The sequence below is a fragment of the Streptomyces sp. NBC_00122 genome, from assembly GCF_045160845.1.
GTDB lineage: Bacteria > Actinomycetota > Actinomycetes > Streptomycetales > Streptomycetaceae > Streptomyces.
Genome location: NZ_CP108191.1, coordinates 3,240,021 through 3,264,085 on the forward strand (window position 1 = coordinate 3,240,021; position 24,065 = coordinate 3,264,085).

The following is a 24,065-nucleotide window of genomic DNA, read 5'->3' on the forward strand; positions in this document are numbered from 1 at the left end:
GGTTCGCGATATGAGCGACCATGCCACCGAGCCGGCGACCGAGACGTTCGTGGCCCACCGCAATCTGCTCTTCACCGTCGCGTACGAGATGCTCGGATCGGCTGCCGACGCCGAGGACGTCCTCCAGGAGACCTGGCTGCGGTGGGTCCAGGTCGACCTGGAGCAGGTGCGCGACCAGCGCGCCTACCTGGTCCGGATCACGACCCGGCAGGCGCTCAACCGGCTGCGCACCATGTCGCGCCGCAAGGAGTCGTACGTCGGCCCGTGGCTGCCGGAGCCGTTGCTCACCGCGCCGGACGTCGCCCAGGACGTCGAGCTCGCCGAGAGCGTGTCGATGGCGGTCATGCTCGTCCTCGAAACGCTGTCGCCGACCGAGCGCGCCGTGTTCGTGCTGCGCGAGGTCTTCGACGTCGGCTACGACGAGATCGCGGCCGCCGTCGACAAGAGTCCCGCGGCCGTCCGCCAGATCGCCCACCGCGCCCGCCGGCACGTCGATGCCCGCCGCCCCCGCGAGGTGGTCTCCCAGGGCGAGACGCGGGCGGCTCTGGAGTCGTTCAGGCGCGCCCTCGACGGCGGGGACCTGCAGGGCCTGCTCGATGTGCTCGCGCCCGAGGTCGTCCTGATGAGCGACGGCGGAGGCATCAAGCAGGCCGCGGTGCGGCCGATCGTCGGCTCCGACAAAGTGTCCCGCTTCATGGTCGGCGGTCTCGGCAAGAACCGGATCCCGATCACCGTCGGCATCAGCACGGTCAACGGCAGCCCGGCACTGGTCGTACACCTGGACGGGGAGCTCGACGGCGTCATGGCGGTCCGCGTCGAGGACGCCCGCATCACCGGCCTCTACTACGTCCGCAACCCGGAGAAGCTCTCCCACGTCCAGTCCGAGATCCCGCTCACCCTGCGATGAAATCCCGCTGGCACAGGGGTCCTTCGGGGCGCTCACGGGCGTGCCGGGTGCCTGGCGCCGCGCGCCGGGCACCCGGCCGCGGGCACCCCGGCCCGTCGCAGCACCCGGCGGAGGTCCCGTGGTGACCACGCCCGGCCCACGGTCTCGCCGGCGACGCCGACCTCGCGCAGCCCCCGGCCGTCGGGTGCGTGCACGATGACCTGCGGTCGGCTGGACGTCATGCCATCAGGATCGGCGCGGCGCGGGGGCGTCGCAGCGGGCATGGGCATCCGGGTGACCCCGCGCCGCGCCGCGCGAGCGCGGGCGGAGCGGCAACCGCTGCTCCGGCAGGGCGAATTCACACCCGGCCGCGGGTCCTACGCGTCGACCGCGGCCGGGTCGAGGGAGTCGACGTCCTCCATGAAGCTGAGCATCCGGGCGTTGACCAGGTCGGGGTGGTCGATCTGCGGGCCGTGCCCCGTCGCGGCGATGATCTCGGCGCGGGCCCCGGGGATCAGGCGCGGCACCCGCTCCAGCTGCCGCTTCGGGTGTACGAGCAGGCTGCGCTTGCCCATGATCAGGTAGAACGGCGTCCGGATGGAGCCCAGCTCCTCGTCGGACAGCGGCAGCGGGGCGGGGCGGCGGATCCGGAAGGCCCGCACCCCGGCCTGGATCCACCTGCGCAGCTCCGGGACGACGAGGACCGGCTGTTCGAGCCACGCGGCGAGGCGCGGGCGCAGTGCCTTGGGGGCGAAGGTGGCGAAGAGGCTGGCGAAGATCCAGACGAAGAAGCGCAGGCCCACCTTTTCCAGCCCGCCCGGGTCGAGGGCGGTGACCGAGGCGAGCCGGCCGGGCCGCAGGTGCACCTGGTTGATGACCAGCCAGCCTCCGTAGGAGGAGCCGACGAGGTGGACCCGGTCCAGGCCGAGCGCGTCGAGCGCCTCGTCCATCCACTGGGCGGCGCGCTCGGGCTGCCACATGGGCTCGCGCTGGACGCTGCGGCCGGGGTCTCCGGGGGTGTCGAGGGCGTAGACGGGGCGTTCGGCGCTGAGTGCGGGGGTGTTGGGGTACCACTGGGCGGAGCAGCCGCCGGAACCATGGATCAGGACGACCGGCGTACGGGACTCGGCCGCCGGGTCCGTGGGCCCGTACCGGTACACGTGCGTGGTGCCGAAGCTGGTCTCCACGTCCGTCTCGGAGCGGGCGGGCGCACCCATCGCGTAGATCGCGTCGCAGGCGGCGAAGTAGCGGTCGCGCAGTTCGTCGTTCACGTAGCGGCCGATGTCGCGGCGCACACGGGTCGTGTTCTCGGGCACGGGGCACCTCCGGAAGGATCGTTCTTCGTGATACGAGCGTACCATGATGATGGTACGGCGGTACCATAAAAAGGTCCGGCGCGAGCCGGACCGCGAACCCACCACCGACGGGCGGAGACACCGGCACATGCCAAAGCGCGTGGACCACGAGGAACGGCGCGCCCAGATCGCCGAGGCGCTCATCCAGGTCGCCGGACGGCGCGGGCTGCACGCCGTCGGCATGCGGGACGTGGCCGCCGAGGCCGGCGTGTCACTCCGGCTGGTGCAGTACTACTTCGAGACCAAGGAGAAGCTGCTCTTCTACGGGCTCCAGCACCTGACCGACCGCTTCACCGCGCGGGTGGGCGCCCGCCTCGGTGCCGCCGGTCCGAACCCGGGCCCCCGCGCGACCATCGAGGCGCTGCTGCTGGCCTCCCTCCCGACGGATGAGGAGAGCCGCACCTTCCACCTCCTCTACAGCTCCTACTCGATCCTGTCCGTGACCGACGAGGCACTGGCCGCCCAGCCCTTCATCGACAACCCCGACGCCGCCGAGAACGCCGTGACCGGCCTGCTCGAACAGGCCCAGGCGTCAGGCCTGGCCGATCCCGGCATCGACGCGCGCACGGAGGCGATCAGCCTGCTCGCAATGGCGGCGACCATGGGCACCAGCATCCTCGTGGGCCAGCGCGGCGCCGAGTCGGCCATCGCGGTACTCCATCACCACCTGGACCGGATCTTCGCGACCGCCGAGCGGAGAGATCCGGACAGCGAAGCAGGCCCAGGTCGCTGACCTGGGCCTCGGCGGCCGGGAGTGCTCGTCTACGAACTCGCGCCGCGGCTCACGGCCTTCCGGCCGGCCGGCGGTCGCCCGAGGGCGAGGACGACGAGCAGGGCGAACGCGATGAGGGCGGTGAGCGAGCGCAGGTTGTTGAAGGGTTCCCAGCGCCGCAGGACCTCCGCGTGACCGGCGGGGGCCGAGTCCGGCCAGCTCGTCGTCGAAGCTCTCGTCCACCATCAGCTCGGCACCGCTGCGGGCGCCGTCGAGGTAGGTGAAGGCGACCAGCCGTTCGGCGGCGTCGTTGCCCAGCAAGACCGGGCCGCGCAGTGCGTGGGGCGGGAGGGTGACGGCGAACCGCTCGAAGGCGAGCAGGCGCCGCATCCGGTTGCGGACGTCGTCGTCGGTTCCGACGAGCCTTTTGGCGAAGACGTTCCGGCCGATTTCCGTGCTGCCGGCCCAGATTTCGTTGCGGCCTATCGGTGCGGAGACCGACTTCCTGTCGAAGTGGCCGAATCCCATGCGGTCGAGAAAGGATTCCACCGCCGGAACTCCGTCGAGATCGACGGGAGCGAATGTGGTCGACATCGGGTGACCGGCCTCAGATGCTCTGCGTCGCGGTACCGGTGGCCGACGGGCCCTGCCAGCCCGGGATGTACGGGGTCGCTACCTGCGGCGTCGGCGGGCCGGCGGGGCTCTCCTGGGCCACCGTGACGGCGGTCGCGGTGGTCTGGTGGAGGCCGGCCGGTGCGGCGGAACGGTCCTCCGAGTCACCCGAATTGGTCAGGGTCGCGGCGGCGATTCCGGCGATCAGTCCCAGTGCGGTGAATACGTAGGCGGAGCGCTTCTTCGAACGTTCCTTGGCGGTGGCCGACTTCGGCATTTCGTTTCCCCTCGTGGTGTCGTTTCCTTCTCGACGTGGACAACTCTGCCGCGTCGGAAGGGCCCTCAGAGGGAAAAGCGTTCAGCTTCCTGTATGGATGGTTCAGCTTCCTGCACGGCCCGGGCGGGGGTTGTCGTGCCGCTTCCTGCAGCCGTTTCCGTGCCTGTTCCGGCACCGGTTCCGGCAGTCCTGGACGGCAGCGGGCACCCGTCCAGGACCGCCCGGACCATGCGCCGGGCGGCCCTGGACGGCCACCCCGCCACCGGGTCCGTACGCACCTGAGAACGGCCGGCACGCCGCGGCCACCCCGATGCCTTCGGCCCGTGGTTATGTGCCGTCGAAGACCCTTGGTGACCGCTGTGCGCCGCCTTCGAGGGCACGCTCCGGGCAGGGGCCTGCAGGGGCTGGAGTCAGGGCTTCACGGATCTCGAGTTGAGGCCTCGCGCCATCGGCGTAGCGTGAGGAGGACCGAGCTCGGTGACAGGGCGCGTGGCGGGGTGTGACGTGGCGGGGTGTGACGTCCCGCGGAGAGTCCAGATGCCCGCTTCTGTAGGCGTCGCGCCTTCCTGGCAGAGCCGACGGGGTACAGGCACGAGGAGCGGTTGCTATGGCCAAGCTCTCGATGGAGCAGTTGCGTGAACGTGTCCACGGGGCGGTCGTCACCCCTGACGACGATGACTACGACGAGGCGCGCAAGGTCTACAACGCCATGATCGACAAGAGGCCGACCGTCGTCGTGCGCTGCGTCAACGCGGGCGATGTCATGGCCGCGGTCGACTTCGCACGGGAGAACGAGCTCGACCTGGCGGTGCGCGGTGGCGGGCACAGCGTGCCCGGCTTCGGTACCTGCGACGGCGGCGTCGTGGCGGACCTGTCCGGGATGCGTGGCGTGCGTGTCGACCCCGTGCGACGGACGGCACGGGCCGAAGGCGGCGCGACCTGGGGCGACTTCAACGCGGCGACGCACGCCTTCGGTCTGGCGACGACCGGGGGGATCATCTCGACCACGGGTGTCGGCGGGCTCACCCTCGGTGGCGGCATCGGCTATCTCTCCCGCGGACTCGGGCTGAGCTGCGACAACCTGATCTCCGCCGACGTGGTGACCGCGGACGGCCGGTTCCTTCTCGCGAGCGAGGAGGAGCACGACGACCTCTTCTGGGCCCTTCGCGGCGGCGGCGGCAACTTCGGCGCGGTGACCTCCTTCGAGTTCCGGCTCAGCCCCGTCAAGGACATCTACGGCGGGCCGATCCTCTACGAAATGGCGGACGCCGCCACCGTGCTGCGCTCCTTCAGCGACTACATCGCGGATGCGCCCGAGGAACTCGGCGCCTTTCCGGCCTTCCAGCTGGCCCCGCCGCTCCCGTTCATCCCGGAGAACCGGCACGGCGACCCCTTCATCCTGATCGTGTCGTGCTGGGCCGGGCCGCTGGACGAGGGGCAGCGCGCCCTCCAGGCCTTCCACGACTTCGCGCCGGTGGTCGCCGAGCACGTCGGGCCCATGCCGTATCCCGCGCTCAACACCGCCTTCGACGGGCTGGTACCGCCCGGCCTCCAGCACTACTGGAAGGCCAACTTCGTGACCGAGCTCAGCGACGCCGCGATCGCGGCGCACGAGCAGCACGCGCCACGGCTGCCTGCCCTGAACTCGACGATCCACATCTACCCCATCAACGGTGCCTGCCACCGAGTCGCACCGGAGGCCACGGCCTTCGCCTACCGGGACGCCTCGTTCGCCACCGTCATCGCCGGCATGTGGCCCGACCCGTCCGCCAACGAGGCCAACATCGCGTGGGTGCGCGACTACTACGACGCGACCGCCCCGCACTCGGAGGAAGGCGGATACGTCAACTTCATGGCCGACGACGACCAGGACCGGATCAGGGCCAACTACAAGACCAACTACGACCGCCTCGTCGAGGTCAAGGGGAAGTACGACGCGGGAAACCTGTTCCACCTGAACCAGAACATCAAGCCCTAAGCGGCCTCCCCGAGGCCGCTTAGCACTCCGCTGGACGACGAAGCAGGCCCAGGTCGCCGACCTGGGCCTGCTCTCAAGGGGCGGGCGGTTCCGCGCGGTTCACGCGGAGACGGGCCGCCCCTCCCGGCCGGCCGCGTCGAGCAGCAGCTTCGCGGCCACCGTCGCCCCGTCCGTGCGGATCGTCCCGGCCACGGCGGCCGCCCGTGCGCGGGTCTCGGGGGTCAGGGCCGTCTTGAGCGCGACCGACAGGGACTCGAAGGTCGGGGTCGGGCCGTCGTGCGCCGCACCGATGCCCAGGTCGGCCACGCGGCCGGCCCAGTACGGCTGGTCCGCCATCTGCGGGACCACCACCTGAGGCGCGCCGGCCCGGGCGGCCGTCGTCGTCGTGCCCGCGCCGCCGTGGTGCACGACGGCGGCCACCCGGCGGAACAGCGCCTGCTGGTTGACCTCGCCGATGACGAAGCAGTCGTCGGCGTCGTCGATCAGACCCAGTTCGGCCCAGCCGCGCCCGATGAGTACGCGGCGGCCCTGCGCGCGGACCGCCTCGATGGCCGCCCGAGCGACGCCCTCCGCGTCACGCACGGGGATGCTGCCGAAGCCCACGTATACGGGCGGTGTTCCGGCGTCCAGGAACGCCTCCAGAGCGGTCGGCAGCCGGCGTTCGTCCGGCCGGACCCACGCGCCGGTCTGCACCACGTCGAGGTCCGCCGGCTCCTGCCACGGGCTCAGGGCCGGGTCCGTCGCCAGCCACGGCCGTCCGGTGAGGACGTGGTCGCGGACGTTGTCCACCAGCGGCAGGCCGAGCGATGCCCGGTGGGTGTTGACCGCCTCGCCGAACAGCATGTTCAGGCTCTCGGTGTTCAGGTCCCACAGCACCCGGTTGTCGGTCTCCTCCGGCGGGAGCGGCCGGCCCGGCCACGCGAGCGGCGGGTGGTGCGGCGACGGCAGGTAGGTCGGGAAGTAGGCCACGAACGTGTAGGGGATGCCCAGCTTCTCGGCCGCCGCCCGCGCGGCGGCCGCGGCCGGGAGCGAGCCGGTCGCCACCACCGCGTCACAGCCCTCGGCCACAGCGGCGACCGCGTCGTAGGTCGAGCCGAACAGCGCGGCCGCACGCTGGGGCAGGGTCGCCGCCGTCGGCGGCGGCGCCGTCCCGGTCACCGCCGCCGTGACCGTCGCCCGCAGCGAGGCGCCGATCGGCGCCAGGGGCAGGCCGACACCGTCGAGGAAGTCCGCGAAGTCCGGTGGCGCGCACACCCGCACCTCCGCGCCGAGCGCCCGCAGCTGTACCCCGAGCCCCGCCATCGGCTCGATGTCCCCGCGCGACCCGTAGGCCATCAACAACACACGCATGTCACAACTCTCGTTTCCGTAGTGTCCGGGCGGGGCCGTCGTTCCGGCCCGAGGGGTGTTCGGGGGCGGCCCCAGCAGATCCTTCAGCTCCGCTCGCCCGCCGAGGGCGGCACCTTCGAGAAGGTGGTGATGGTAAAGCCGGAGTCGAAGGTTCGCGTGGTGCCCGGGACGAAGCTCGTCGGGGTGAAGGGGCCGTCGAACAGGGGGATGCCGGATCCGATGACGATGGGGTGCCGCTTGATGATCAGCTCGTCGATCTCGTCGCGCAGGGCGCCCGCCAGTTTGCCGCCGCCGCACAGCCAGATGTCCATGCCGTCCTGCTCCTTGAGCCCGCGAACGAGCGCGGCGGGGTCGTCGACGACGGTCACCGCCGGATCGGGGCTGATGAGCGTGCGGGAGACGACGTACTGCTTCAGGTGGGCGTACGGGCTGGTCCACCCCAGCTTCAGGCCCGGGTCGTAGGTGGCGCGGCCCATGATGACCGTGTCGAACCGCTGGGCGGCCCGGTCGGCGATGCCCAGCGGCTCACGTGCGGGCGTCGGCATGGTCTCGGGGAAGTCCGCCAGGATCGCGGCGGCTTCCTCGCCCTCGAAGGGGAGGAAGTCGTACTGGTCTTCGGGACCGGCGATGTAGCCGTCGAGGGTGGCGGAGATGTAGTAGGTCAGCTTGCGCATGGGCTCTCGCTTGTTCGATACAGATGGAGGGTGCGGGTACGGGCACGGATCAGGTCGTGGGCACGTCGAGCTGGAACTCGCGGGTGCGCCGGTAGGAGCGGAAGCCCAACTCCCGGTTGACCGCGAGCATGTGGACGTTGTCCTCGGCGTTGTCGGTCTCGATCTCGACGACGCCGGGGTGCTCGGCGCGCAGCCGGCGCACCATGGCCGCCTTGAGCCACAGCCCCAGACCGTGGCCGCGGTGCGCGGGTACGACCGCGGTGTCGTACTGCTGCACCCGGGCCGGCGTTCCCCGGGGGACCAGGATCTCGGTGTAGCCGGCCATGGCGCCGTCGTCGTGGACGGCGGCGACGGTCAGCAGGGTGTCCCCGCGGTCGGCGATCACCTTGGCCATGGCCCGTACGCGGTCGGCGTCCCAGTCCACGCTGCCGTAGTCCAGGTCTCCGACGGGCATGTCGTTCATCGCGTTCTTGGCCGTCGCGAAGGCGGCGGCGAGGTCGTCGGGCACCGTGCCGGTCCAGCCGGTCAGCCGGTAGCCGGGGTGCCCGGTCTCGCCGAGCCGGCGCATCCTGGCCTCGCCCGTCTCATCCGTCCCGTGCGTCTCGTCCATCCCGTCCATCCCGTCCAGGCGCAGGAGCAGGTGGTCCAGGGTCAGTGCCGGGCGGAAGCTCCACCGTTCGCAGAAGGCTTCGCCCGGGCTTTCGGCGGGAGCCGTGACGACCAGGCTGCGCCGGTTGTCGGTGCGGCAGGCCGCCACGACCGCCGACAGCAGGCGGGAGCCGGCTCCCCGGCGCCGGTGCGCGGGGTCGACGTGGAGTTCCATCTCGGCCAGGTGGTCCCTCCCCGGGGAGGCGAACAGCCGTAGGCCCGCGACGCCGACGGGGACGCCGTCCGCCCCGGTGGCCAGCCAGGTCAGCCGCCGGCTGTCCAGCGTCGGATTGGTGAGCTGGGCATGGATCTGCCCGGGGTCGGGAGGCGGTACGCCCGGCAGGTCGTGGGCCATCGAGGCGGCGACGACCTGGTGCCACGCGGCGGCGTCGGTGATCGAAATACGGTCCAGCGGAGTGAGGAGGACGTGCTCGGACAAGGCGATGACTCCCGCGGTCGAGTGGGTCGTACTTCCGGGTGTTGTGAAGGCGGGCTCGGGCCGGTCGGCCGCCACAAGCGCTGTCTGTCGGGTCAGGCCCCCGTTCCGGCCGACGCGTCGCTCTGCGGGTCGCGGCAGCCGGTGGCAGTGCGTCAGAACGCAGTGCCTGGAACCCAGCGGTCCAGGGCGGTGTAAGCCGGCACCCACCGGTCGGTGCAGGCGGCGCGCGTGGGCGCGGGCAGCGGAGCGAGGAGTTTCTCCACCGTCGGCTCGTCGGCGCCGTCCAGCAGCCACGGCAACAGCACCGGTGCGTCAGGGGCGAGCCGCCGGGCATGGACCTGGCCGAAGTGGTTCCACTGCTCGGCCGTCAACGCCCGCTGGATCAGCGGCAGAACCGCTTCCTCCTCGTGTCTGAGGTGCCCGGCCAGGCCGGTGGTCAGCGCGTCCGTCAGGGCGCCCAACCGCAGCGGATCCGCCTGCGGATCGGCCAGCGCCGCGTCGATGGCGTCGATCACCGTGTCGATGGCGGCGTGTTCGGCCTCCACCGCCTCCAGCAGAGCCAGATCCTCCGGGCGGTCGGCCAGACTGTGGCGCAGCGCCGGCAACAGCGCTTCGTCTTCGGCCGTGTGGTGGGCGCGTAGAGCCTTTTTGAACAGCTTCCATCCGGCAGCGGTGGCCAGTACATGCCGGGGGTCACGGTCCGCCCGGGTGGTGACCCGGTCCAGATGGACCAGTTCCCGGCGCAGGGCGTCATGCATCGCGTACATCGCGGTCGGGTCGATACGGTTGCTCACGGTCAGATCCAGGACGTGGTGCCGGTCGGCGCACGGACCACGGCGTCGACACGGTTGAACGGGTCCGTCCTGCCGGTCAACACGGCCCGTGCGAACGGCTGTTGCCCGGCTAAGTGGGGCGACAGGCGCTTCCGCGGGCGGGGGCTGCCGGTGCCCGTCATCGTGTCCGGCAGTACGAGGGAAGGGTTCTTCGTGCGTGTTTGCATGCCCTCAAGCTTCTTGCGGGCAGCAGCGATGATCAATGTAAACTTCCGCGCGGTTCGATAACCGCAGGGTTATCAGGGGGGGCTTGGGAGCCGGTGGAGCTGCGAGACATCGAGATCTTCCTGGTGCTGGCGGAGGAGCTGCATTTCGGCCGGACCGCACAGCGGCTGCACGTTTCCCAGGCGCGCGTCAGTCAGGCGATCAAGAAGCAGGAGCGGCGCATCGGCGCCGAGCTGTTCACCCGCACCAGCCGCACGGTGCGCCTGACCGAGGTCGGCCGACAGTTCCGCGACGACCTGCAACCGGTCTACGCGGGCCTGCACGATTCCCTGGAGCGGGCCCAGCTGGCGGCCCGCGGCATCACCGCTCAGCTCCGCGTCAGCCTGATGCCCTTCAACGTCGCCGATCTGCACCCCTACTGGAAGGCGTTCCGCGCGCGGTATCCGCACTGGGGACTCCAGATCCGTCAGGCAACCTTCACCGATGTGTTCGGCCAGCTCCGAAGCGGTGCCATGGACGTCCTGGTCGTCTGGCTGCCGGTGGAAGAGCCGGACTTCACCGTCGGGCCGACCCTGTGCACCGACTCCCGGATCCTTGCCGTGGCCGCCGACCACCGGCTCGCGGGACGGGACTCGGTGCCACTGGAGCTGCTCGCCGACTTCCCGCACGGCACTGCCCTCGGCCTGCCGGACTACTGGGAGGACAGCTACCTGCCCTTCCACACCCCACGAGGCCGGCCGATCGAGCGCATCATGTCCGCGGCCTCGGACACCTCCGATGAGCTGATCAGTCACGTCGGCATGGGCGAGATCATCCACACCTTCCCCGGCCATGTCACCAGGTACTGGGGCATGTCGAACATCCGATGGCTTCCCCTCCCCGACATGGCCACCATGAACTTCGCCCTGGTCTGGCGGACCGAAGCCGAGAACGACCTCATCCGCGCGCTGGCCGACACGGTGCGAGACCTCGGCGTGTTCCGGTTCTGACGGCACCTGCGGTGTGAAGCGCCGGGGCGAGAGGCCTGGGCGACGACGAAGGCCCAGGTCTGTGACCCGGACCTTCTTGTCGGAGCGGATGACTACCCGCAGTCGCCCAGGACCGACCCCGAGCCGTCGGGGGTGTGCACATGGCCCACAGCATGAACAGCTCGGACGAGCAGCGCCGTGATCACAGTGCCGGGCGTCGTGACCGAACGCTGCCGCGCGGTGTCGTGGAACGCGGCGGCGGTGGGGGAGGTCATCACTTGATGGCGGTGTCGCCGAGTGTCTCCAGTACCTGGCGGAGGCCCTCGGCGGTCTTGTCGACCAGGTCGCGGTCCACGTCGGCGAGCAGCTGTGCGTAGCTCGCCAGATGGTCGGCGAAGGCGGCCCGGGTGACCTCGTGTCCGTGTTCGGTGAGGCGGATCTTGATGGTGCGCCGGTCGTCGCCATCGCGTACGCGCTCGACCAGGCCCTTGGCCTCCATCTTGTCGATGCGGTTGGTGATCGCACCGGAGGTCACCATGGATGCCTTGAGGAAGGCCCCGGCGGTGAGGGTGTAGGGCGGCCCGGAGCGCTGCAGCGTGGTGAGCACGTCGAACTCGCCGTGCTCCACGCCGTGTGCGGCGGCCGATGCCCTGGCGGACTTGTCGACCACCCGGGCCAGCCGCTGGATCCGCCCGAAGAGCTGCACCGGCCAGAGGTCGTCCACCACGTCGGGGCGTTCCTTGGCCCACTGGCCGATGATCGCGTCCACGGCATCGCTCATGGCCGTCACTCCTCTCAATGGACATCTTCTCAACGTTAAGACACTTGACGTTGAGAGAGTCGAGCTGCTTTTATTTCAACGTTGAGATTATCAAGACTGAACGACAGGAGCATCCCCGATGTCCGAGCTCGCTCTCCACCCCACCGCCCAGGACCTCCTCTTCCGCCAGGCCCGCACCGCCAACACCTTCACCGCCGAGCCGGTGACCGACGAGCAGATGCAGGCGGTCTACGACCTGGTCAAGTACGCCCCGACCGCCTACAACCAGTCGCCGCTGCGGGTGGTCCTGGTCCGCTCCGACGAGGCCCGCGAGCGGCTCGTGGGCCTCATGGACGAGGGGAACCGGCGCAAGGCGGCGGCCGCGCCGCTGATCGCGGTCCTCGCCGCCGACAACGAGTTCCACGAGGAGCTCCCCGCACTGCTCCCGCACTTCCCGCAGGCCAAGGACCTCTTCTTCGCCGACCGCCCGGTCCGCGAGGAGTCCGCGCTGCTCAACGCGACGCTCCAGGCGGCGTACTTCATCCTCGGCGTGCGTGCGGCGGGGCTGGCCGCGGGGCCGATGACCGGCTTCGACTTCCGGGGTGTGCAGAAGGAGTTCCTGGACGACGACCACACGCCTCTGATGGTCGTGAACATAGGCCGCCCCGGTGCGGACGCCTGGTTCCCGCGCTCGCCGCGGCTCGCCTACCACGAGGTCGTCACCACGGTCTGAGCCGCCTGAGCCGCCTGAGCTGCTCGGCCTGCCTGAGCCGTCTTCCCGCCTTCCCCGAGCCCTCCACGCCGTCCCCTCAGCATCCGGAGCCCGCCATGTCCCTGCTCGCCCGAACCCGCCCCCGCCCCGCTGCGCCGGCGACGGCCGCCGCTACTCCGGCTTCGCGCCATGTCCCGTCCGCATGGCTGGCGTTGCTGGCCGCCCCGGTCGCCGCGAGCGCCAACAGCCCGGTCCTGATCCTGCCCGACATGGCCGGCTCGGCGTCCGTACGGCCACGGCGACCTGGCTCGTCACGGTCTTCGCCTGGGCCATGGCCGTCGGCACCCCCTTGATGGCGGGCCTGCTGCGCCGCCGCGGCCTGGGCAGCACGCTCCGGCTGAGCGCGGCCCTGATCGTGGCCGGCGCCGCGGTCGTCGCCGTGGCGCCCTGGCTGCCGCTGGCCATGGCGGGCAGGGCGGCCCAGGCGGTGGGCGGCGCGGGCCTGGTCACCGCGGCGATGAGCCTGGCGGGTTCGGTACGCCGCATGGGGGTGATCACGGCGGGCTTCGGGGTGCTGGGCGCGGTCGGACCGCTGCTCGGTTCGGCGATCGCCGGCCCGGCCTCCTGGCGGGTGTCCCTCGCCGTCGGGGCGGTCGCCCTCCTGGCCCTGCCGGCGGTCATGCGCCGCGCCGACCTGTCCGCACCCGAGCAGACCACCCCCTTCGACGGCCGGGGCGCCGCCCTGCTGGTTCTGACGGCGACGGCCCTGGTACTCATCCCGCGCTACCCGCTCCCGGCGGTGGTCGCCTCGCTGCTGACGGCCTCGCTGCTGGCCCTGCACATCCGGTCCCATCCCACCGGCTTCGTCCCCGCAGCGCTGCTGCGCACCCGGGCCTTCGCCCTCTCCGCCCTGCTCGCCTGCACCTTCGCGACCTCGTACTTCACGCTGCTCTTCACCATCCCGCAGCTGCTGCGCGACCGCACCGACTGGTCGACCTCCACGATCGGCACCGGCCAACTGGTCGCCCTCCTCACGGGCTCCGTGCTCTCCATGGTGCTGGCCGCGGCCTCGGCCCGGCTGAGCCGCCCGCGGGTCCTGACGATCCTGCTCACGGTCGGAGCGCTGGCCCCGCTCACCGCCGTGCTGACCCCCTGGGCGCCGCTGCTCCTGCTGGTAGCGACGCTGGCCGTCTTCACGACGAGCGCGGGGCAGGCCACGCTCGCGGTATACGCCACCCAGTCCACTACGCCCACTCAGCGCCCCACGGCGATCGGCCTGTTCAACCTCTGCTATCAGCTGGGCGGCGCCTTCGGCCCGGCGATCGCAGCCCTGATCACGCTGGGCGGCTGACCCGCCGCGTCGCGGTCCCGTCCCACTCCGGTCCCCAGGCCGGGGCGGGCGGGGCAGCGGCGTTACTCCCGGGGGAGTACGGGAGGATCCGTGAAGCCCGGGGGAGTAGGGGCGATCTCCTGCCCGGGCGTGAGGGAACGGCCCTTCGGGGGCGGGACGCTGGAGGTGACCGGGCGGGCCATCGGGGCCACCGGGCTGAGTCCATGCGGAGGGCCCGAGATGGGGCAGACAGGGCAGACGGGGCGAGCAGGCGTATACCGCAGGGTGATTCCGTGGGGTGTGCTGGTGCTGTGGGTGATCGCGCTCGCCGTCGCCGGGTCGTTCGCGGGCAAGCTCGCGGACGTACAGCGTGACCGGACGGCGGACTATCTGCCGTCGGGAGCCGACTCGACGCAGGTGGCCAGGCTCCAGGAGGAGCTGCCCGGCGGCGAGGTGACCGGCGTGCTGCTCGTCTACCACCGCGACGGCGGGCTGACCGCCGCCGACCGGGGCGCCGCCGAACGGCAGGTCGCGGAGGTCACGGTCCCGGCGGGTACGACGGATACCGTCGCCGCCAAGCCCCCCGTGCAGCTCGCCGGGTGGAAGGATCCCCGGGACTTCGGCGCGATCCTCCGCGGACCCGGCATTCCGTCCGGGGACGGCACCACTCTCATGTACGCGGTGTCCACGGCCGCGCCCGGCACGGACGACGCGGCGAAGAAGGCCTTCGTCGAGGGTGTACGGGCCCATGCGCGCGGTACCGACGGGCTGACCGTGTGGGTCGGCGGCGACGGCGCCGTCGAAGTCGACGCCAAGGAGGTGTTCGGCTCCATCGACGGTACGCTGATGCTGGCAACCGGCCTGGTGGTGGCCCTGCTCCTCGTCCTCACCTACCGGAGCCCGGTGCTCTGGCTGGTGCCGCTGGTGGTGGTCGGGGCGGGGGCGGTCTGCGCGCGGGCCGCGGTGTACGGGCTCGCCTCGGGCCTCGGGCTCACCGTGACCAGCCAGAGCGCCGGGATCATGACGGTCCTGGTCTTCGGCGCGGGCACCGACTACGCACTGCTGCTCGTCGCCCGCTACCGCGACGAACTGCGCCGCACGGCCCTTCCGTACGACGCGATGCGCACCGCGCTGCGCGGTTGCGGGCCGGCGCTGCTGGCCTCCTGCGGGACGGTCGTGGCGGGGTTGGCCTGTCTGCTCGCCGCCGACCTCAACAACATCCGCGGCCTCGGCCCGGTCGGCGCGGTGGGCGTACTGTGCGCGCTGATCGCGATGACGACGCTGTTGCCGGCGGTCCTGGTGCTGCTCGGACGGCGCGTGTTCTGGCCGCTGATTCCCGCGTACGGCAGCGAACCCACGCAGCGCCGACTCAACGTCTTTGCCGCGATGGGGAGTTCGGCGGGCAAGCGGCCGGTCGCCGTGCTCGTGACGGGAATCGTCCTGCTCGGCGCGCTGGCGCTCGGTGTGTTCAACCTGCCCGGGGCGCTCAAGAGGGAGGACAGCTTCACCAGCAAGCCCGAGTCGATCGCCGCCATGGGAACGCTGGCCAAGGCCTTCCCGGAGCGCAGCAGCCGGCCCATCGAGGTCATGGCGCCCACCGGAACAGCCGACCGGATCCTCGCCCAAGCCAGGTCCGTCGAAGGCGTCGCGAGCGCCGAGAGGGGCCGCAGCGGCGGCGGCTGGACCGAGATCGCCGTCACCGCCAAGGCCGCGCCCGAGTCCGCGGGGGAGAGCGCCGCCATCGAACGGCTCCGGGCCCGGCTCGACGGCGCGCACGTGGGCGGCGCGAGCGCCCGGCAACTCGACCTGGCCACCACCAACGCCCACGACCGCCTGACCGTCATCCCCCTCGTCCTCGCCTCGGTGCTGCTCGTCCTCATCCTGTTGCTGCGCAGCCTGGTCGCCCCGCTGCTCCTGGTCGCCGCCGTCGTGCTGGTGTGGGGCGCGGCGCTGGGTATCGGCGGACTGGTCTTCGGCCCGGTGTTCGGCTTCACCGGCGTCGACCCGGGGCTGCCCCTGCTGACGTTCGTCTTCCTGGTCGCCCTCGGCGTCGACTACGGCATCTTCCTGATGCACCGCACCCGCGAGGAGACCCGGGGCGGGGCCGAGCCGAGGCAGGCCGCGCTGACCGCGTTGCGCACCACCGGCGGAGTGATCGCCTCGGCCGGGATCGTCCTTGCGGCGACCTTCGCGGTGCTCGCCTCGCTGCCCCTCGTGATGTTCGTGGAGATGGGCACGGTCGTCGCGGCCGGGGTCGTCCTGGACACCTTCCTCGTCCGCACGTACCTGGTGACGAGCGCCAGCGTGCTGCTCGGCCGCAGGGTGTGGTGGCCGGGCCGGCCTTCCGGTACCCCGACCCCGGTTGCCGGATCCGTGCCGGAACTGGTCGGCGACCGGCGATGAGCAACGATGTCCGGGTGGCAGAAGTGACCGACCCCCCGAGCGCGGCCGAGCGCGTACTGCGCGTACTGCACCAGGACCCCCTGGCGGCCCCGCACCCGACGCGGAACGACGCGGTGATCGCGGCCGGTGTCGCCCTGCTCGGCGGGGCCCTCGCGTACGCCGACACCGCGATGCGACCGGACGCGCTCGGGTGGGTGCTGCTCGCTGGCTCGGCCCTGTTCCTGGTGTGGCGGCGGCGCCACCCGGTCGGGGCGACGATCGCGACCGTCGCCTGCATCGCCCCCTACCAACTGCTCGACAACGCCCACGCCGCCCCCTTGCCGGCCGGAATGCTCGCCCTGTACACCGTGGCCGCCACCGGCACCGTCCGCCGGACGGTGCTGGTCGGCGGGAGCATCGTGGGCTTCGCGGTGAGCGCCATGTCGTCCAACGGCGTCCACCGCGCCCTGGACGTACTGCGCACGTCCGGCTGGCTGGTGGCGGCCCTCGTGCTCGGCGTCGCCGTCCGCAACTACCGCAAGTACCTGGCCGAGGAGCGCGCCCGGGTCGGACAGGCCACCGACCGCAAGATCGCGGAGGAGCGCCTGCGCATCGCCCGCGACCTGCACGACCTGCTGGCCCACAGCATCACGCTGATCGGTGTCCGTACATCGGTCGCCGCCCACGTCCTCACCGTGGACCCGGACCGGCTCGACCGGGCGGCGATCGCCGAGGCGCTGGACTGCATCGCCGACACCTGCCGCGAGGCCCGCGCGGAGCTCCGTACCACCCTGACCGTGCTCCGCGCCGACGAGCACGGGCCGCTGCCGGACCTCGCGGGGCTGCCCGATCTGGTCCGTACGGCCGAGGCGGAACTGACCATGGACACCGGCGGGGTCCATGTCCCGCCGGCCGTGGGTGCCGCCGCCTACCGCATCGTCCAGGAGTCGCTGACCAACGCGGTCCGCCACGCTGGTCCCGCCGCCACAGTCCGGGTCCGTCTGGCGGCGACGGGCGGGGCTCTGCGGCTCACTGTCAGTGACGACGGACGGGGCCCGGGAGCGGGTTCCACCACCCCGGGTTTCGGCATCGTCGGCATGGGCGAGCGGGCCCGCAGCGTCGGCGGCACCGTGCGGACGGGCCCCCGCTCCGGCGGCGGCTTCGAAGTCGCGGCGAGCCTGCCGCTCCCACCCCGTTCCCTGGAGGCATCCCCGTGACCACACCACCGGACGGTCAGGACCGCGTCATCCGGGTGCTGCTCGCCGACGACCAGACGCTCGTACGGGCGGCCTTCGCGATGCTCGTCGAATCGGCTCCCGACATGGCGGTCGTCGGACAGGCCGGCAACGGGCGGGAAGCGGTGGAACTGGCCCACGCCGAGCGGGCCGACGTGGTCGTCATGGACATCAGGATGCCGGGTACCGACGGCATCGAGGCGACCCGGCTGATCGCCTCCGCCGAGGACCTGGCCGGGGTGAAGGTCCTGGTCCTCACGACGTACGACACCGACGAGAACGTTGTCGAAGCGCTGCGGTCCGGGGCCTCCGGCTTCCTCGTGAAGGACACCAGGCCGGCCGAACTTCTGGCCGCCATCCGCACGGTGGCCAGGGGTGAGTCGCTCCTTTCACCGGGCCCGACGGCGCGGCTGATCGCCCGGGTCCTGCGCACCCCGCGCTCTGCCCCGGCCCCCGCAGCCCTCGACCCGCTCTCCGGCCGGGAGCGGGAAGTCCTCACCCTCGTGGCCCGGGGCCTCAACAACACGGAGATCGCCGACGCGCTGGCCCTGAGTCCCCTCACCGCGAAGACCCATGTGAGTCGGATCATGGGCAAGTTGGGGGTACGCGACCGGGCGCAGCTGGTGATCGTGGCGTACGAGTCAGGGCTCGTGGTGCCCGGAGACTGAGAGCCAACGAAGAAGGCCCAGGTCGCTGACCTGGGCCTTCCTATCTGAGCGGATGACGGGAATCGAACCCGCGCTATAAGCCTGGAAACCACCGATCTTGCCCGCAGGATCTGGCCCCCGACCTGCGCAAACGGGCGACAGAGACAACCTGAGGCTCGCTCTGGCAGTCGCCGTTGACCGCTGTTCCCCGCCCTACCTGGCACGCGTCCGGCACGGCCAACCTTCTGATCGGTAGCTCTGGCCAGATCGGCCAGTGACGGCCATTCCGGCCGCTATCAGGCCCCGGAGGGACGCTACCGGACGCGGGCGATTGCCGGGGTTGCGGTACATGGCTGCTGTACCGCAACGCTGCCGACAACCGCTTCATACGTACCGCAGCAGCCCTTGTGTCGCCGCCTTGGGAGTGTCGCACCTGGAGTGTCAGCCAGTCCGGGGTAGACGTCTGAGGATGAACAATCCCGACACCTCCGGTGAAGCCTCGCCGTCCATGACCGACTACGAGGCGGTCTTTCGCGCGTTCCCGGGGCCTGCGCTGCTTCTCACCCCTGACCTGGTCATGATGGACGCCAATGACGAATTCCTGGACCGGTCCGGTCGCGGGCGTAGGGACCTAGTGGGCCGTTCTGTATTTGAGGTGTTCCCTGTGGACTCCTCAGATTCGGAGGCACCAGGCAGCCAGCTGCGCGCATCGATTGACCGGGTGCTGGCCACAGGGCGGCAGGACGCCATGCCGTTGCACCGGTACGACTTGGAAACGCCGGGGCGGTCAGGGGTGTTGGAGAAGCGGTACTGGAGTCCGGTCAATGCGCCGGTTCTCGGCCCGAACGGCCAGGTGGCCCTGATCATTTCCCGGGCGGAAGAGGTCACCGAGCTGGTCCGCATCCGTGCCGCCTTGCAGGTAGCCGGTGAGGCGCTCCGTGATGAGGAGACGACGACGGCCGGGCTGCTCGCGCGGTCCGAGGATCTAAAGGAACTCAACGAACGGCTACGCCTCGCCCATTCACGCGACCGTGAGATCGCCATCAGCCTGCAGCGCGCCATGCTGCCGGCCATCCCTGCGGGATTCGGCAATGTGGCGGTGCGCTACCGCCCCGCCTCCAGTTCACTCAACGTCTGTGGCGATTGGTATGACGTCCTCGACCTCGGGCGAGACCGCCTCGCCGTCGCTGTCGGCGACGTGGTCGGCCACGGCCTGGAAGCCGCAGGGGTCATGGGCCAGCTCCGCAGTGCCCTCAGCGCTGCCATCCGCGCAACCGGTGAGCCAGCCGCCGCCCTCAAGACACTCGCCATGCAGGCCTTCACGATCGAGGGCGCACTCGCCGCCACGGCCCTCCAAACAATCATCGACCGAGCCAGCCGCACCATCACGTACAGCCGAGCGGGACACCTGCCCCCCTTGCTGCTCCACCCGGAGGGCTGCATTGCCGAAGCCCTGGACGAAGTTGTGGACCCTCCCCTTGCGACGTGGGAACTCGACGCGGTCAGAAGCCAGGCATCGCTCTCCTACGAGCCCGGAGCAACCCTCGTGCTCTACACCGACGGACTTATCGAACGCCGCGGCGAAGACATCGACACCGGACTCGAGCGCCTCATGGACAGCCTCATGCGCCATTGCGACCTTGGCGCCGAAGAGCTCGCCAGCGCCCTGCTCGCCGACGTGCGTCCCACCGGCGACGGCCCGGACGACGACACCGCCCTGGTCGTCGTACGGCTATGAATGAACAGTCCGCACGGCACGGGCCCCGACTGCTGGTAGATAATCGCTGCTCGCCAGGTCCGTGTTCTCCCACCGGCCTCCCTCGCCGACGGCTACGCAGCCGCAGCACCCCACGGGGGCGGAGCGAGCCGAAGGCGGGAGCGTCGCCCCGAGCGGAGCCGGGAAGCCCGCCCGGCGGAGCGGAGCGCAGCCGGGTGCTTGATGAAGTAGGGAAACTCTCACTGCACGGGGAGCAGCTGGCGCCCGTCATGGCTCCGCACGTGAGGCCCGTCCCCGTCCAGGGCGTCCAGCAGTCTGATCCCATGGACATGGGACATCCGCTCGGACACTTCTGCGGGCGTGAGCCACTGGACTGCCGTGGTTTCGTCGGACGTGCGCTCGGTACCGCTGGAAGGCTTGCACCTGAACACCAGGGCCACGACGCCGACAACGACGTTCTTGTAGACCCCGGTCAGCTCGTCGACCTCGGCGTGGACCTGCGCGGCCTCGAGTCCTGAAGCCGGATCTGCGGGTCACGTCCCCCCACGCGGGCCATCGTCTCCGCAACCAGCGGGCCGACCAAATGGGGTGGCAGCTCGTGCGCCCCGTCCAGGAGTACCCCGAGCAGTTCCTCCCCCGGGTCCGCGCGGCCTCCGACGGTCATCCTGTTGCCTCCAACCAGGCGGCGGGCCGGCGCCCGCCCTCAACGGCACTGCCGGGGCGCGCGGTCGCTGCCGCGCGCGCCCCGGCTGATGATGGGAGTACGGCAAAACACGCGGAGCTGACCATGACGGGGTGGCATGTCAGGGACTACACCCAGGACGATCTCGAAGCGGTGCTCCGAGTCGACGCGGAGAGCGGCACGGCCGAAGAGTCACCGCTCTTTCCGCTCTCGGACGCCGTGGCGGCCCTCCAGGCCCTCCACCCGGCGGTGGTGGCCACCGCCGACGAGGAGGTGGTCGGCGCCGCGGTGAGCAGGGTGGACGGTGACCGGGCGTGGATCCTGCGCATCAGCATGGCGCCCGCCTGGCGGCACCAGGGGCTGGGCAGCGCCCTGATCACGGCCTTGGAGCACCGGCTGTTCACCGCTGGCGTCCGAACGGTGCATGCGGTCCTGCCCGACGGCGAGACCGGTGCCACCGCCCTGCACAACTGCGGCTTCGGCGCCCGTCCGGGCCTGGTCTTCTTCGAGAAGCGCGGGCGCGTGACCCCGCAGGCGGTCAGCATGCTCGCGTCGCTGGGAGCGGAGCTACCGCCCGGGGGACTGTGGCAGAAGGTCGCGGGCATGCAGAAGGAGAAGGAGCTCATCGAGCGGCGCCTGGTCCTGCCACTGGCCCATCCCGAAATGGCCGCCCAGCACGGCGTGGAGCTGCCGCGGGCCGTGATGCTGTTCGGGCCGCCCGGAACCGGCAAGAGCACGTTCGCGCACGCCATCGCCAGCCGCCTGCAATGGCCCTTCCTCGAACTGTTCCCCGCCCGGCTGGCAGCCGAATACGGACTGGCCAGCGGGCTGAACCGGCGCTTCGACGAGATCGCCGCGCTCGACCACGTCCTGGTCTTCATCGACGAGGTCGAGGAGATCGCCGGGACCCGGAGCGGCGCGGACGCAACCGCCGTCGGCGTCGTCAACGAACTGCTCAAGGCGATCGTCCGGTTCCGGGGCCAGGACGGGCGGCTGCTCGTCTGCGCCACGAACGACGTGACCACGCTCGACTCCGCGTTCCTGCGGCACGGCCGTTTCGACTACGTACTGCCGATCGGCCCGCCCGACGACCGCGCGAGGACCGCGCTGTGGGAGAGCTACCTGGCCCGGGCGGGCGCGCAGGCCGACAGCACGGCGCTGGCGACCGCCAGCGAGGGGTTCACCCCCGCCGACATCGCCCATGTGGCGCGCACCGTCTCCCAAGTCCAGTTCGAGCGCACCTTCGACACCGGAGCCCGGGCCCGCCCCACCACCGAGGACTACCTGCGCACGATCGGCGAAACCAGGCCCACGGTCAGCGCGGCCATGGCACAGGAGTTCGCCGAGCAGACCGAGAAGTTCGCCCGCATCTAGGCCGTCTCTCCCGGATCAGGGCGGGCCCGTGGCCGTCCCTTCCTCCTCTGCCTCCATGCGCCGGATTCCCTCGTGGGTGAGGGTGACCATCGCCGGGGTGTTGCCGGGTTCCCAGTCGACGGTGATCAGCCCTTCGCCCGCCAGGTAGGTGCAGGCGGCGGCCAGGTCCTGTTCCGGTACGTGGAGGTCGCGCCGCAGCTGTGCTCCGGTGATGCCGAGGAGGCGGTTGCCCTCGACGGCTTCGTACAGGACCCGGAGCACCTGGTCGCGGTAGGTCTTGCGTTCGCGCAGTGTGGCCATGACCGCGTCCTTTCGTGTGGGGTGGACGAGTGGGGCGGGCTCCGGGCCGGTCGGGGATTGCTCAGATCTCGTCGGAGTGCGCGCCGGTGCCGGCCGGGGTCCTGCTGGCGGCCAGCCACGAGCGGGCGGGCCCCGAGGGTGTCGCCGTGTCTACGGTGAGGTGGAGGCGGGTGTTGCCGTCGAGGGCGGGGTAGCTGCGCTGTTCCGCGCCTGCGAAACAGCGGCGGAGCGCCTCCGCGACCGCCCGGGCGGCTTCCGGAGTGTGCGCGATGATCCGGACCTCGGCGTGCCCGAGCGAGGGCAGTGTCTGGGTCTCGATGTACTTCACGTGGGCGTGTTCCCTTTCGGAGTGGGCGAGAAGTCGGCGGGTCGGGGCACCGAGGCACCCCGACCGCTGCCCCCGGTCGGAGGAAGGCTGTTCCTCACCGGTCGGCACCCGTGTGGTGGGCTCGACGACCGGTGTCGTCCGGCAGGCCGGGAGGCCTCGGCAGGGGGTCACTGAACCGGTAGGCCTCGATCCGCGCGTCGTGCTGAGCGTTCAGCAGGTGGATCCAGCCCATTCCGATGCCGATCATGAGGATGATCACCGCGATGAGGACGATGGTCTCCACGGAGCTCACCTCCAGCCGTTTCCGGGCAGCGGCAGGGCGGTTCGGCCCATCGGCTCCCCGAAGGGGGACATGCAGGCCCCGCCCTCGTCCTCCCAGGTGGCTTCCCGGCGGCGGGCGTCGCGGATGCCGCGCCCGATGACGGTTTCGTTGGCCATCAGGACGTCTGCGGCCAGGACGCTGCCCGGGATCGCGGCGGCGGCCATCAGCCGGGCCGCGGCCGCGGGCTCGGTCTCGGGCGGGATCACCAGGAGGTCCCAGCGGCCGACGGTGTAGGAGAGCAGGATCAGCTTGTCGGGGTCCTGTTCGGTGAACCAGCCCACGTGCAGCACGTGCCCGGCCACGGCAACCGTGCGCGGGACGACCGGCCAGCGGCTGGGGTTCACGCTGACGCGGGTGATGCGCCCCCAGGTCTCGTCCAGCGCGGCGGCGAGAGCGGGGAGCTCGGCTTCGAGGTCACGAGAGTACGGCCACCAGGCGCCGTCCAGCCGGCCTGCCAGAGCGGACTTCGGCGTACGGGACAGGCGGGCCGGGCGCAGGACAACAGCCGGCTGCGCAGGGTCGAGGGTCGTGGTCATGTCGCGGACCCGTCCCCGGACCGTTCGTGAACGGCCCGGTGCAGTGATCGCCGGAAACGACGTCCGCGTGGGAGCGGGTGTGCGAAATACTCCCGGTCTCTTCACCGTACTCCGGTTCGCGATCCAGGAAGCCGCTTCTGACCAGGTATTTTCCGGCGCAGACGGCGAGAGCGGCGCAGTCGGTTCCCCTCGCCGCACCGTGAGGGTGGGCGGAGTACCGTGAAACGACGGAGACGTTCCCCAGCTCAACAGCCTTTTCGACGCCGCTGCCGGCCGTTGAACGGGGTGCCGCCGCACCGCGAGACAGGCGGAATCACCATGGCCGCATCCGACAACCCCGCCCCTTTGAAACTCCTCCCGGACGCGATCCACCAAGCGGTCAAGCCTGGCGCCGCCCTGCTCCGGCTGGAAACCACACAATCCCGCCAAGGGCTCCTGGACGGCGCCTGGTGGCCGCGCTCCAGGGACGTCACGATCGAGCTGCCCGCACTGATCACGGCACTGACCTCGCACCTCGGGCCCATCACGCGGGTTGGCCTGGACACCTCCGCCTGGCAGGACGTCCCGACCCGTCTGGTCATCGACGGCCAGGTCGTGCACCTGGACGCCGACCCCGTCGGCGACGACACCGTCCTCGTCACTCGCGGCCACAACGACCACTTCGCCCTGCTGGTGGTCCCCCCGGACACCACCGCCGACGCCGCCCGCGAAGCGATGGCCCGCGCCGTCCGCGCCGACAACATCACGCAGGCCACTCAGATCCTCATCGCCACCACACTCGAACCTGAGGAGCCCGCCGCCGAGGCGGCGGGCTGACCCCGAATCCTCAGTGGCCGAGTGGCC

Annotated in this window: 26 protein-coding genes and 2 pseudogenes; 12 read left to right on the forward strand and 16 right to left on the reverse strand. The window is 71.2% G+C overall.

Going from position 1 to position 24,065, the window contains the following annotated elements; all coding sequences use genetic code 11:
* Positions 1 to 10: 10 nt before the first annotated feature.
* Positions 11 to 907: an RNA polymerase sigma-70 factor gene (locus tag OG737_RS15330; RefSeq protein WP_328926733.1), complete on the forward strand. Its 897-nt coding sequence runs from the start codon at positions 11 to 13 to the stop codon at positions 905 to 907.
* Between the two features lie 32 nt (positions 908 to 939).
* Here OG737_RS15330 and OG737_RS15335 read toward each other — a convergent pair whose 3' ends face one another.
* Together OG737_RS15335 and OG737_RS15340 are read right to left on the reverse strand one after the other, a co-directional pair.
* Positions 940 to 1,128, reverse strand: coding sequence for a hypothetical protein (locus tag OG737_RS15335; protein ID WP_328926734.1), 189 nt, complete (start codon positions 1,126 to 1,128; stop codon positions 940 to 942).
* Positions 1,129 to 1,263: 135 nt separating this feature from the next.
* Positions 1,264 to 2,202: an alpha/beta hydrolase gene (locus OG737_RS15340; RefSeq protein WP_328926735.1), complete on the reverse strand. Its 939-nt coding sequence runs from the start codon at positions 2,200 to 2,202 to the stop codon at positions 1,264 to 1,266.
* Positions 2,203 to 2,329: 127 nt separating this feature from the next.
* Between OG737_RS15340 and OG737_RS15345 the strand changes: the two genes are divergently transcribed.
* The gene (locus tag OG737_RS15345) at positions 2,330 to 2,974 is read left to right on the forward strand and encodes a TetR/AcrR family transcriptional regulator (protein WP_328926736.1); all 645 of its coding nucleotides are present in this window, start codon (positions 2,330 to 2,332) and stop codon (positions 2,972 to 2,974) included.
* Positions 2,975 to 3,560: 586 nt separating this feature from the next.
* Here OG737_RS15345 and OG737_RS15350 read toward each other — a convergent pair.
* Positions 3,561 to 3,842, reverse strand: a complete 282-nt coding sequence (locus OG737_RS15350; RefSeq protein WP_328926737.1) for a hypothetical protein — start codon at positions 3,840 to 3,842, stop codon at positions 3,561 to 3,563.
* A 607-nt stretch (positions 3,843 to 4,449) separates the two neighbouring features.
* Here OG737_RS15350 and OG737_RS15355 point away from each other — a divergent pair.
* Positions 4,450 to 5,820, forward strand: coding sequence for an FAD-binding oxidoreductase (locus OG737_RS15355; protein ID WP_328926738.1), 1,371 nt, complete (start codon positions 4,450 to 4,452; stop codon positions 5,818 to 5,820).
* 99 nt (positions 5,821 to 5,919) lie between these two features.
* Here OG737_RS15355 and OG737_RS15360 read toward each other — a convergent pair whose 3' ends face one another.
* The 5 genes from OG737_RS15360 to OG737_RS15380 form a co-directional block, all read right to left on the reverse strand.
* Positions 5,920 to 7,170, reverse strand: coding sequence for a glycosyltransferase (locus tag OG737_RS15360; RefSeq protein WP_328926739.1), 1,251 nt, complete (start codon positions 7,168 to 7,170; stop codon positions 5,920 to 5,922).
* An 83-nt stretch (positions 7,171 to 7,253) separates the two neighbouring features.
* Complete coding sequence (locus OG737_RS15365; RefSeq protein ID WP_328926740.1) at positions 7,254 to 7,844, reverse strand: dihydrofolate reductase family protein; 591 nt, start codon at positions 7,842 to 7,844, stop codon at positions 7,254 to 7,256.
* A gap of 49 nt (positions 7,845 to 7,893) precedes the next feature.
* Positions 7,894 to 8,931 carry a GNAT family N-acetyltransferase gene (locus OG737_RS15370; protein ID WP_328926741.1) on the reverse strand — a complete coding sequence of 346 codons (1,038 nt, stop codon included), beginning with the start codon at positions 8,929 to 8,931 and terminating at the stop codon, positions 7,894 to 7,896.
* A gap of 152 nt (positions 8,932 to 9,083) precedes the next feature.
* Positions 9,084 to 9,725: a hemerythrin domain-containing protein gene (locus OG737_RS15375; protein ID WP_405921622.1), complete on the reverse strand. Its 642-nt coding sequence runs from the start codon at positions 9,723 to 9,725 to the stop codon at positions 9,084 to 9,086.
* Between the two features lie 2 nt (positions 9,726 to 9,727).
* Positions 9,728 to 9,931, reverse strand: coding sequence for a hypothetical protein (locus tag OG737_RS15380; RefSeq protein WP_328926743.1), 204 nt, complete (start codon positions 9,929 to 9,931; stop codon positions 9,728 to 9,730).
* Positions 9,932 to 10,024: 93 nt separating this feature from the next.
* On the opposite strand from OG737_RS15380, the gene OG737_RS15385 reads away from it, so the two are divergent.
* Positions 10,025 to 10,918 (forward strand): LysR family transcriptional regulator, encoded by an 894-nt coding sequence (locus tag OG737_RS15385; RefSeq protein WP_328926744.1) that lies wholly within the window; start codon positions 10,025 to 10,027, stop codon positions 10,916 to 10,918.
* Between the two features lie 92 nt (positions 10,919 to 11,010).
* Here the strand turns inward: OG737_RS15385 and OG737_RS15390 are convergent, their stop codons facing one another.
* Both OG737_RS15390 and OG737_RS15395 read right to left on the reverse strand, forming a co-directional pair.
* Complete coding sequence (locus tag OG737_RS15390; RefSeq protein WP_328926745.1) at positions 11,011 to 11,172, reverse strand: hypothetical protein; 162 nt, start codon at positions 11,170 to 11,172, stop codon at positions 11,011 to 11,013.
* A complete protein-coding gene (locus tag OG737_RS15395; RefSeq protein WP_328926746.1) occupies positions 11,172 to 11,678 on the reverse strand; it encodes a MarR family transcriptional regulator in 507 nt (168 codons plus the stop codon). Before OG737_RS15395 ends, OG737_RS15390 begins: the two co-directional genes overlap by 1 nt.
* Before the next feature lie 118 nt (positions 11,679 to 11,796).
* Here OG737_RS15395 and OG737_RS15400 point away from each other — a divergent pair, with 118 nt between their 5' ends.
* The 6 genes from OG737_RS15400 to OG737_RS15425 all read left to right on the forward strand — a co-directional run bounded on the left by OG737_RS15400 (position 11,797) and on the right by OG737_RS15425 (position 19,701).
* Positions 11,797 to 12,390 carry a malonic semialdehyde reductase gene (locus OG737_RS15400; RefSeq protein WP_328926747.1) on the forward strand — a complete coding sequence of 198 codons (594 nt, stop codon included), beginning with the start codon at positions 11,797 to 11,799 and terminating at the stop codon, positions 12,388 to 12,390.
* A gap of 181 nt (positions 12,391 to 12,571) precedes the next feature.
* Complete coding sequence (locus tag OG737_RS15405) at positions 12,572 to 13,720, forward strand: MFS transporter (RefSeq protein ID WP_405921623.1); 1,149 nt, start codon at positions 12,572 to 12,574, stop codon at positions 13,718 to 13,720.
* Between the two features lie 219 nt (positions 13,721 to 13,939).
* Positions 13,940 to 16,102 (forward strand): MMPL family transporter, encoded by a 2,163-nt coding sequence (locus OG737_RS15410; RefSeq protein WP_405921624.1) that lies wholly within the window; start codon positions 13,940 to 13,942, stop codon positions 16,100 to 16,102.
* Positions 16,099 to 17,298, forward strand: coding sequence for a sensor histidine kinase (locus OG737_RS15415; protein WP_405679351.1), 1,200 nt, complete (start codon positions 16,099 to 16,101; stop codon positions 17,296 to 17,298). Before OG737_RS15410 ends, OG737_RS15415 begins: the two co-directional genes overlap by 4 nt.
* Before the next feature lie 80 nt (positions 17,299 to 17,378).
* On the forward strand, positions 17,379 to 17,984 hold the full coding sequence (locus OG737_RS15420) for a response regulator (protein WP_405681387.1): 606 nt from the start codon (positions 17,379 to 17,381) through the stop codon (positions 17,982 to 17,984).
* Between the two features lie 448 nt (positions 17,985 to 18,432).
* Complete coding sequence (locus OG737_RS15425) at positions 18,433 to 19,701, forward strand: SpoIIE family protein phosphatase (RefSeq protein WP_328926752.1); 1,269 nt, start codon at positions 18,433 to 18,435, stop codon at positions 19,699 to 19,701.
* A 218-nt stretch (positions 19,702 to 19,919) separates the two neighbouring features.
* On the opposite strand, the pseudogene OG737_RS15430 reads toward OG737_RS15425, so the two are convergent.
* Both OG737_RS15430 and OG737_RS15435 read right to left on the reverse strand, forming a co-directional pair.
* Positions 19,920 to 20,174 (reverse strand): annotated as a pseudogene (locus tag OG737_RS15430) (NUDIX hydrolase); the annotation flags it as partial.
* Positions 20,175 to 20,191: 17 nt separating this feature from the next.
* Positions 20,192 to 20,344, reverse strand: a pseudogene (locus OG737_RS15435) (serine/threonine-protein phosphatase); the annotation flags it as partial.
* Between the two features lie 123 nt (positions 20,345 to 20,467).
* Here OG737_RS15435 and OG737_RS15440 point away from each other — a divergent pair.
* On the forward strand, positions 20,468 to 21,736 hold the full coding sequence (locus OG737_RS15440; RefSeq protein ID WP_405921625.1) for an ATP-binding protein: 1,269 nt from the start codon (positions 20,468 to 20,470) through the stop codon (positions 21,734 to 21,736).
* Positions 21,737 to 21,751: 15 nt separating this feature from the next.
* Here OG737_RS15440 and OG737_RS15445 read toward each other — a convergent pair whose 3' ends face one another.
* From OG737_RS15445 to OG737_RS15460, 4 genes are all read right to left on the reverse strand, one after another.
* Positions 21,752 to 22,036: a hypothetical protein gene (locus tag OG737_RS15445; protein ID WP_328926754.1), complete on the reverse strand. Its 285-nt coding sequence runs from the start codon at positions 22,034 to 22,036 to the stop codon at positions 21,752 to 21,754.
* Positions 22,037 to 22,097: 61 nt separating this feature from the next.
* Positions 22,098 to 22,364: a hypothetical protein gene (locus OG737_RS15450; RefSeq protein ID WP_030821669.1), complete on the reverse strand. Its 267-nt coding sequence runs from the start codon at positions 22,362 to 22,364 to the stop codon at positions 22,098 to 22,100.
* Between the two features lie 94 nt (positions 22,365 to 22,458).
* A complete protein-coding gene (locus OG737_RS15455) occupies positions 22,459 to 22,647 on the reverse strand; it encodes a hypothetical protein (protein ID WP_328926755.1) in 189 nt (62 codons plus the stop codon).
* A gap of 5 nt (positions 22,648 to 22,652) precedes the next feature.
* The gene (locus OG737_RS15460; RefSeq protein WP_328926756.1) at positions 22,653 to 23,222 is read right to left on the reverse strand and encodes a DUF5994 family protein; all 570 of its coding nucleotides are present in this window, start codon (positions 23,220 to 23,222) and stop codon (positions 22,653 to 22,655) included.
* 318 nt (positions 23,223 to 23,540) lie between these two features.
* Here OG737_RS15460 and OG737_RS15465 point away from each other — a divergent pair, with 318 nt between their 5' ends.
* Positions 23,541 to 24,038, forward strand: a complete 498-nt coding sequence (locus OG737_RS15465) for a DUF5994 family protein (protein WP_405921626.1) — start codon at positions 23,541 to 23,543, stop codon at positions 24,036 to 24,038.
* The last annotated feature ends 27 nt before the right edge of the window (positions 24,039 to 24,065 follow it).

Coding starts and splice junctions, on each gene's coding strand:
- OG737_RS15330 (WP_328926733.1), top strand. CDS start 11: ATGAGCGACCATGCCACCGAGCCGGCGACCGAGACGTTCGTGGCCCAC.
- OG737_RS15335 (WP_328926734.1), bottom strand. CDS start 1,128: ATGACGTCCAGCCGACCGCAGGTCATCGTGCACGCACCCGACGGCCGG.
- OG737_RS15345 (WP_328926736.1), top strand. CDS start 2,330: ATGCCAAAGCGCGTGGACCACGAGGAACGGCGCGCCCAGATCGCCGAG.
- OG737_RS15350 (WP_328926737.1), bottom strand. CDS start 3,842: ATGCCGAAGTCGGCCACCGCCAAGGAACGTTCGAAGAAGCGCTCCGCC.
- OG737_RS15355 (WP_328926738.1), top strand. CDS start 4,450: ATGGCCAAGCTCTCGATGGAGCAGTTGCGTGAACGTGTCCACGGGGCG.
- OG737_RS15360 (WP_328926739.1), bottom strand. CDS start 7,170: ATGCGTGTGTTGTTGATGGCCTACGGGTCGCGCGGGGACATCGAGCCG.
- OG737_RS15365 (WP_328926740.1), bottom strand. CDS start 7,844: ATGCGCAAGCTGACCTACTACATCTCCGCCACCCTCGACGGCTACATC.
- OG737_RS15380 (WP_328926743.1), bottom strand. CDS start 9,931: ATGCAAACACGCACGAAGAACCCTTCCCTCGTACTGCCGGACACGATG.
- OG737_RS15390 (WP_328926745.1), bottom strand. CDS start 11,172: ATGACCTCCCCCACCGCCGCCGCGTTCCACGACACCGCGCGGCAGCGT.
- OG737_RS15395 (WP_328926746.1), bottom strand. CDS start 11,678: ATGAGCGATGCCGTGGACGCGATCATCGGCCAGTGGGCCAAGGAACGC.
- OG737_RS15400 (WP_328926747.1), top strand. CDS start 11,797: ATGTCCGAGCTCGCTCTCCACCCCACCGCCCAGGACCTCCTCTTCCGC.
- OG737_RS15405 (WP_405921623.1), top strand. CDS start 12,572: ATGGCTGGCGTTGCTGGCCGCCCCGGTCGCCGCGAGCGCCAACAGCCC.
- OG737_RS15410 (WP_405921624.1), top strand. CDS start 13,940: ATGGGGCAGACAGGGCAGACGGGGCGAGCAGGCGTATACCGCAGGGTG.
- OG737_RS15415 (WP_405679351.1), top strand. CDS start 16,099: ATGAGCAACGATGTCCGGGTGGCAGAAGTGACCGACCCCCCGAGCGCG.
- OG737_RS15420 (WP_405681387.1), top strand. CDS start 17,379: ATGCTCGTCGAATCGGCTCCCGACATGGCGGTCGTCGGACAGGCCGGC.
- OG737_RS15425 (WP_328926752.1), top strand. CDS start 18,433: ATGAACAATCCCGACACCTCCGGTGAAGCCTCGCCGTCCATGACCGAC.
- OG737_RS15440 (WP_405921625.1), top strand. CDS start 20,468: ATGACGGGGTGGCATGTCAGGGACTACACCCAGGACGATCTCGAAGCG.
- OG737_RS15445 (WP_328926754.1), bottom strand. CDS start 22,036: ATGGCCACACTGCGCGAACGCAAGACCTACCGCGACCAGGTGCTCCGG.
- OG737_RS15460 (WP_328926756.1), bottom strand. CDS start 23,222: ATGACCACGACCCTCGACCCTGCGCAGCCGGCTGTTGTCCTGCGCCCG.
- OG737_RS15465 (WP_405921626.1), top strand. CDS start 23,541: ATGGCCGCATCCGACAACCCCGCCCCTTTGAAACTCCTCCCGGACGCG.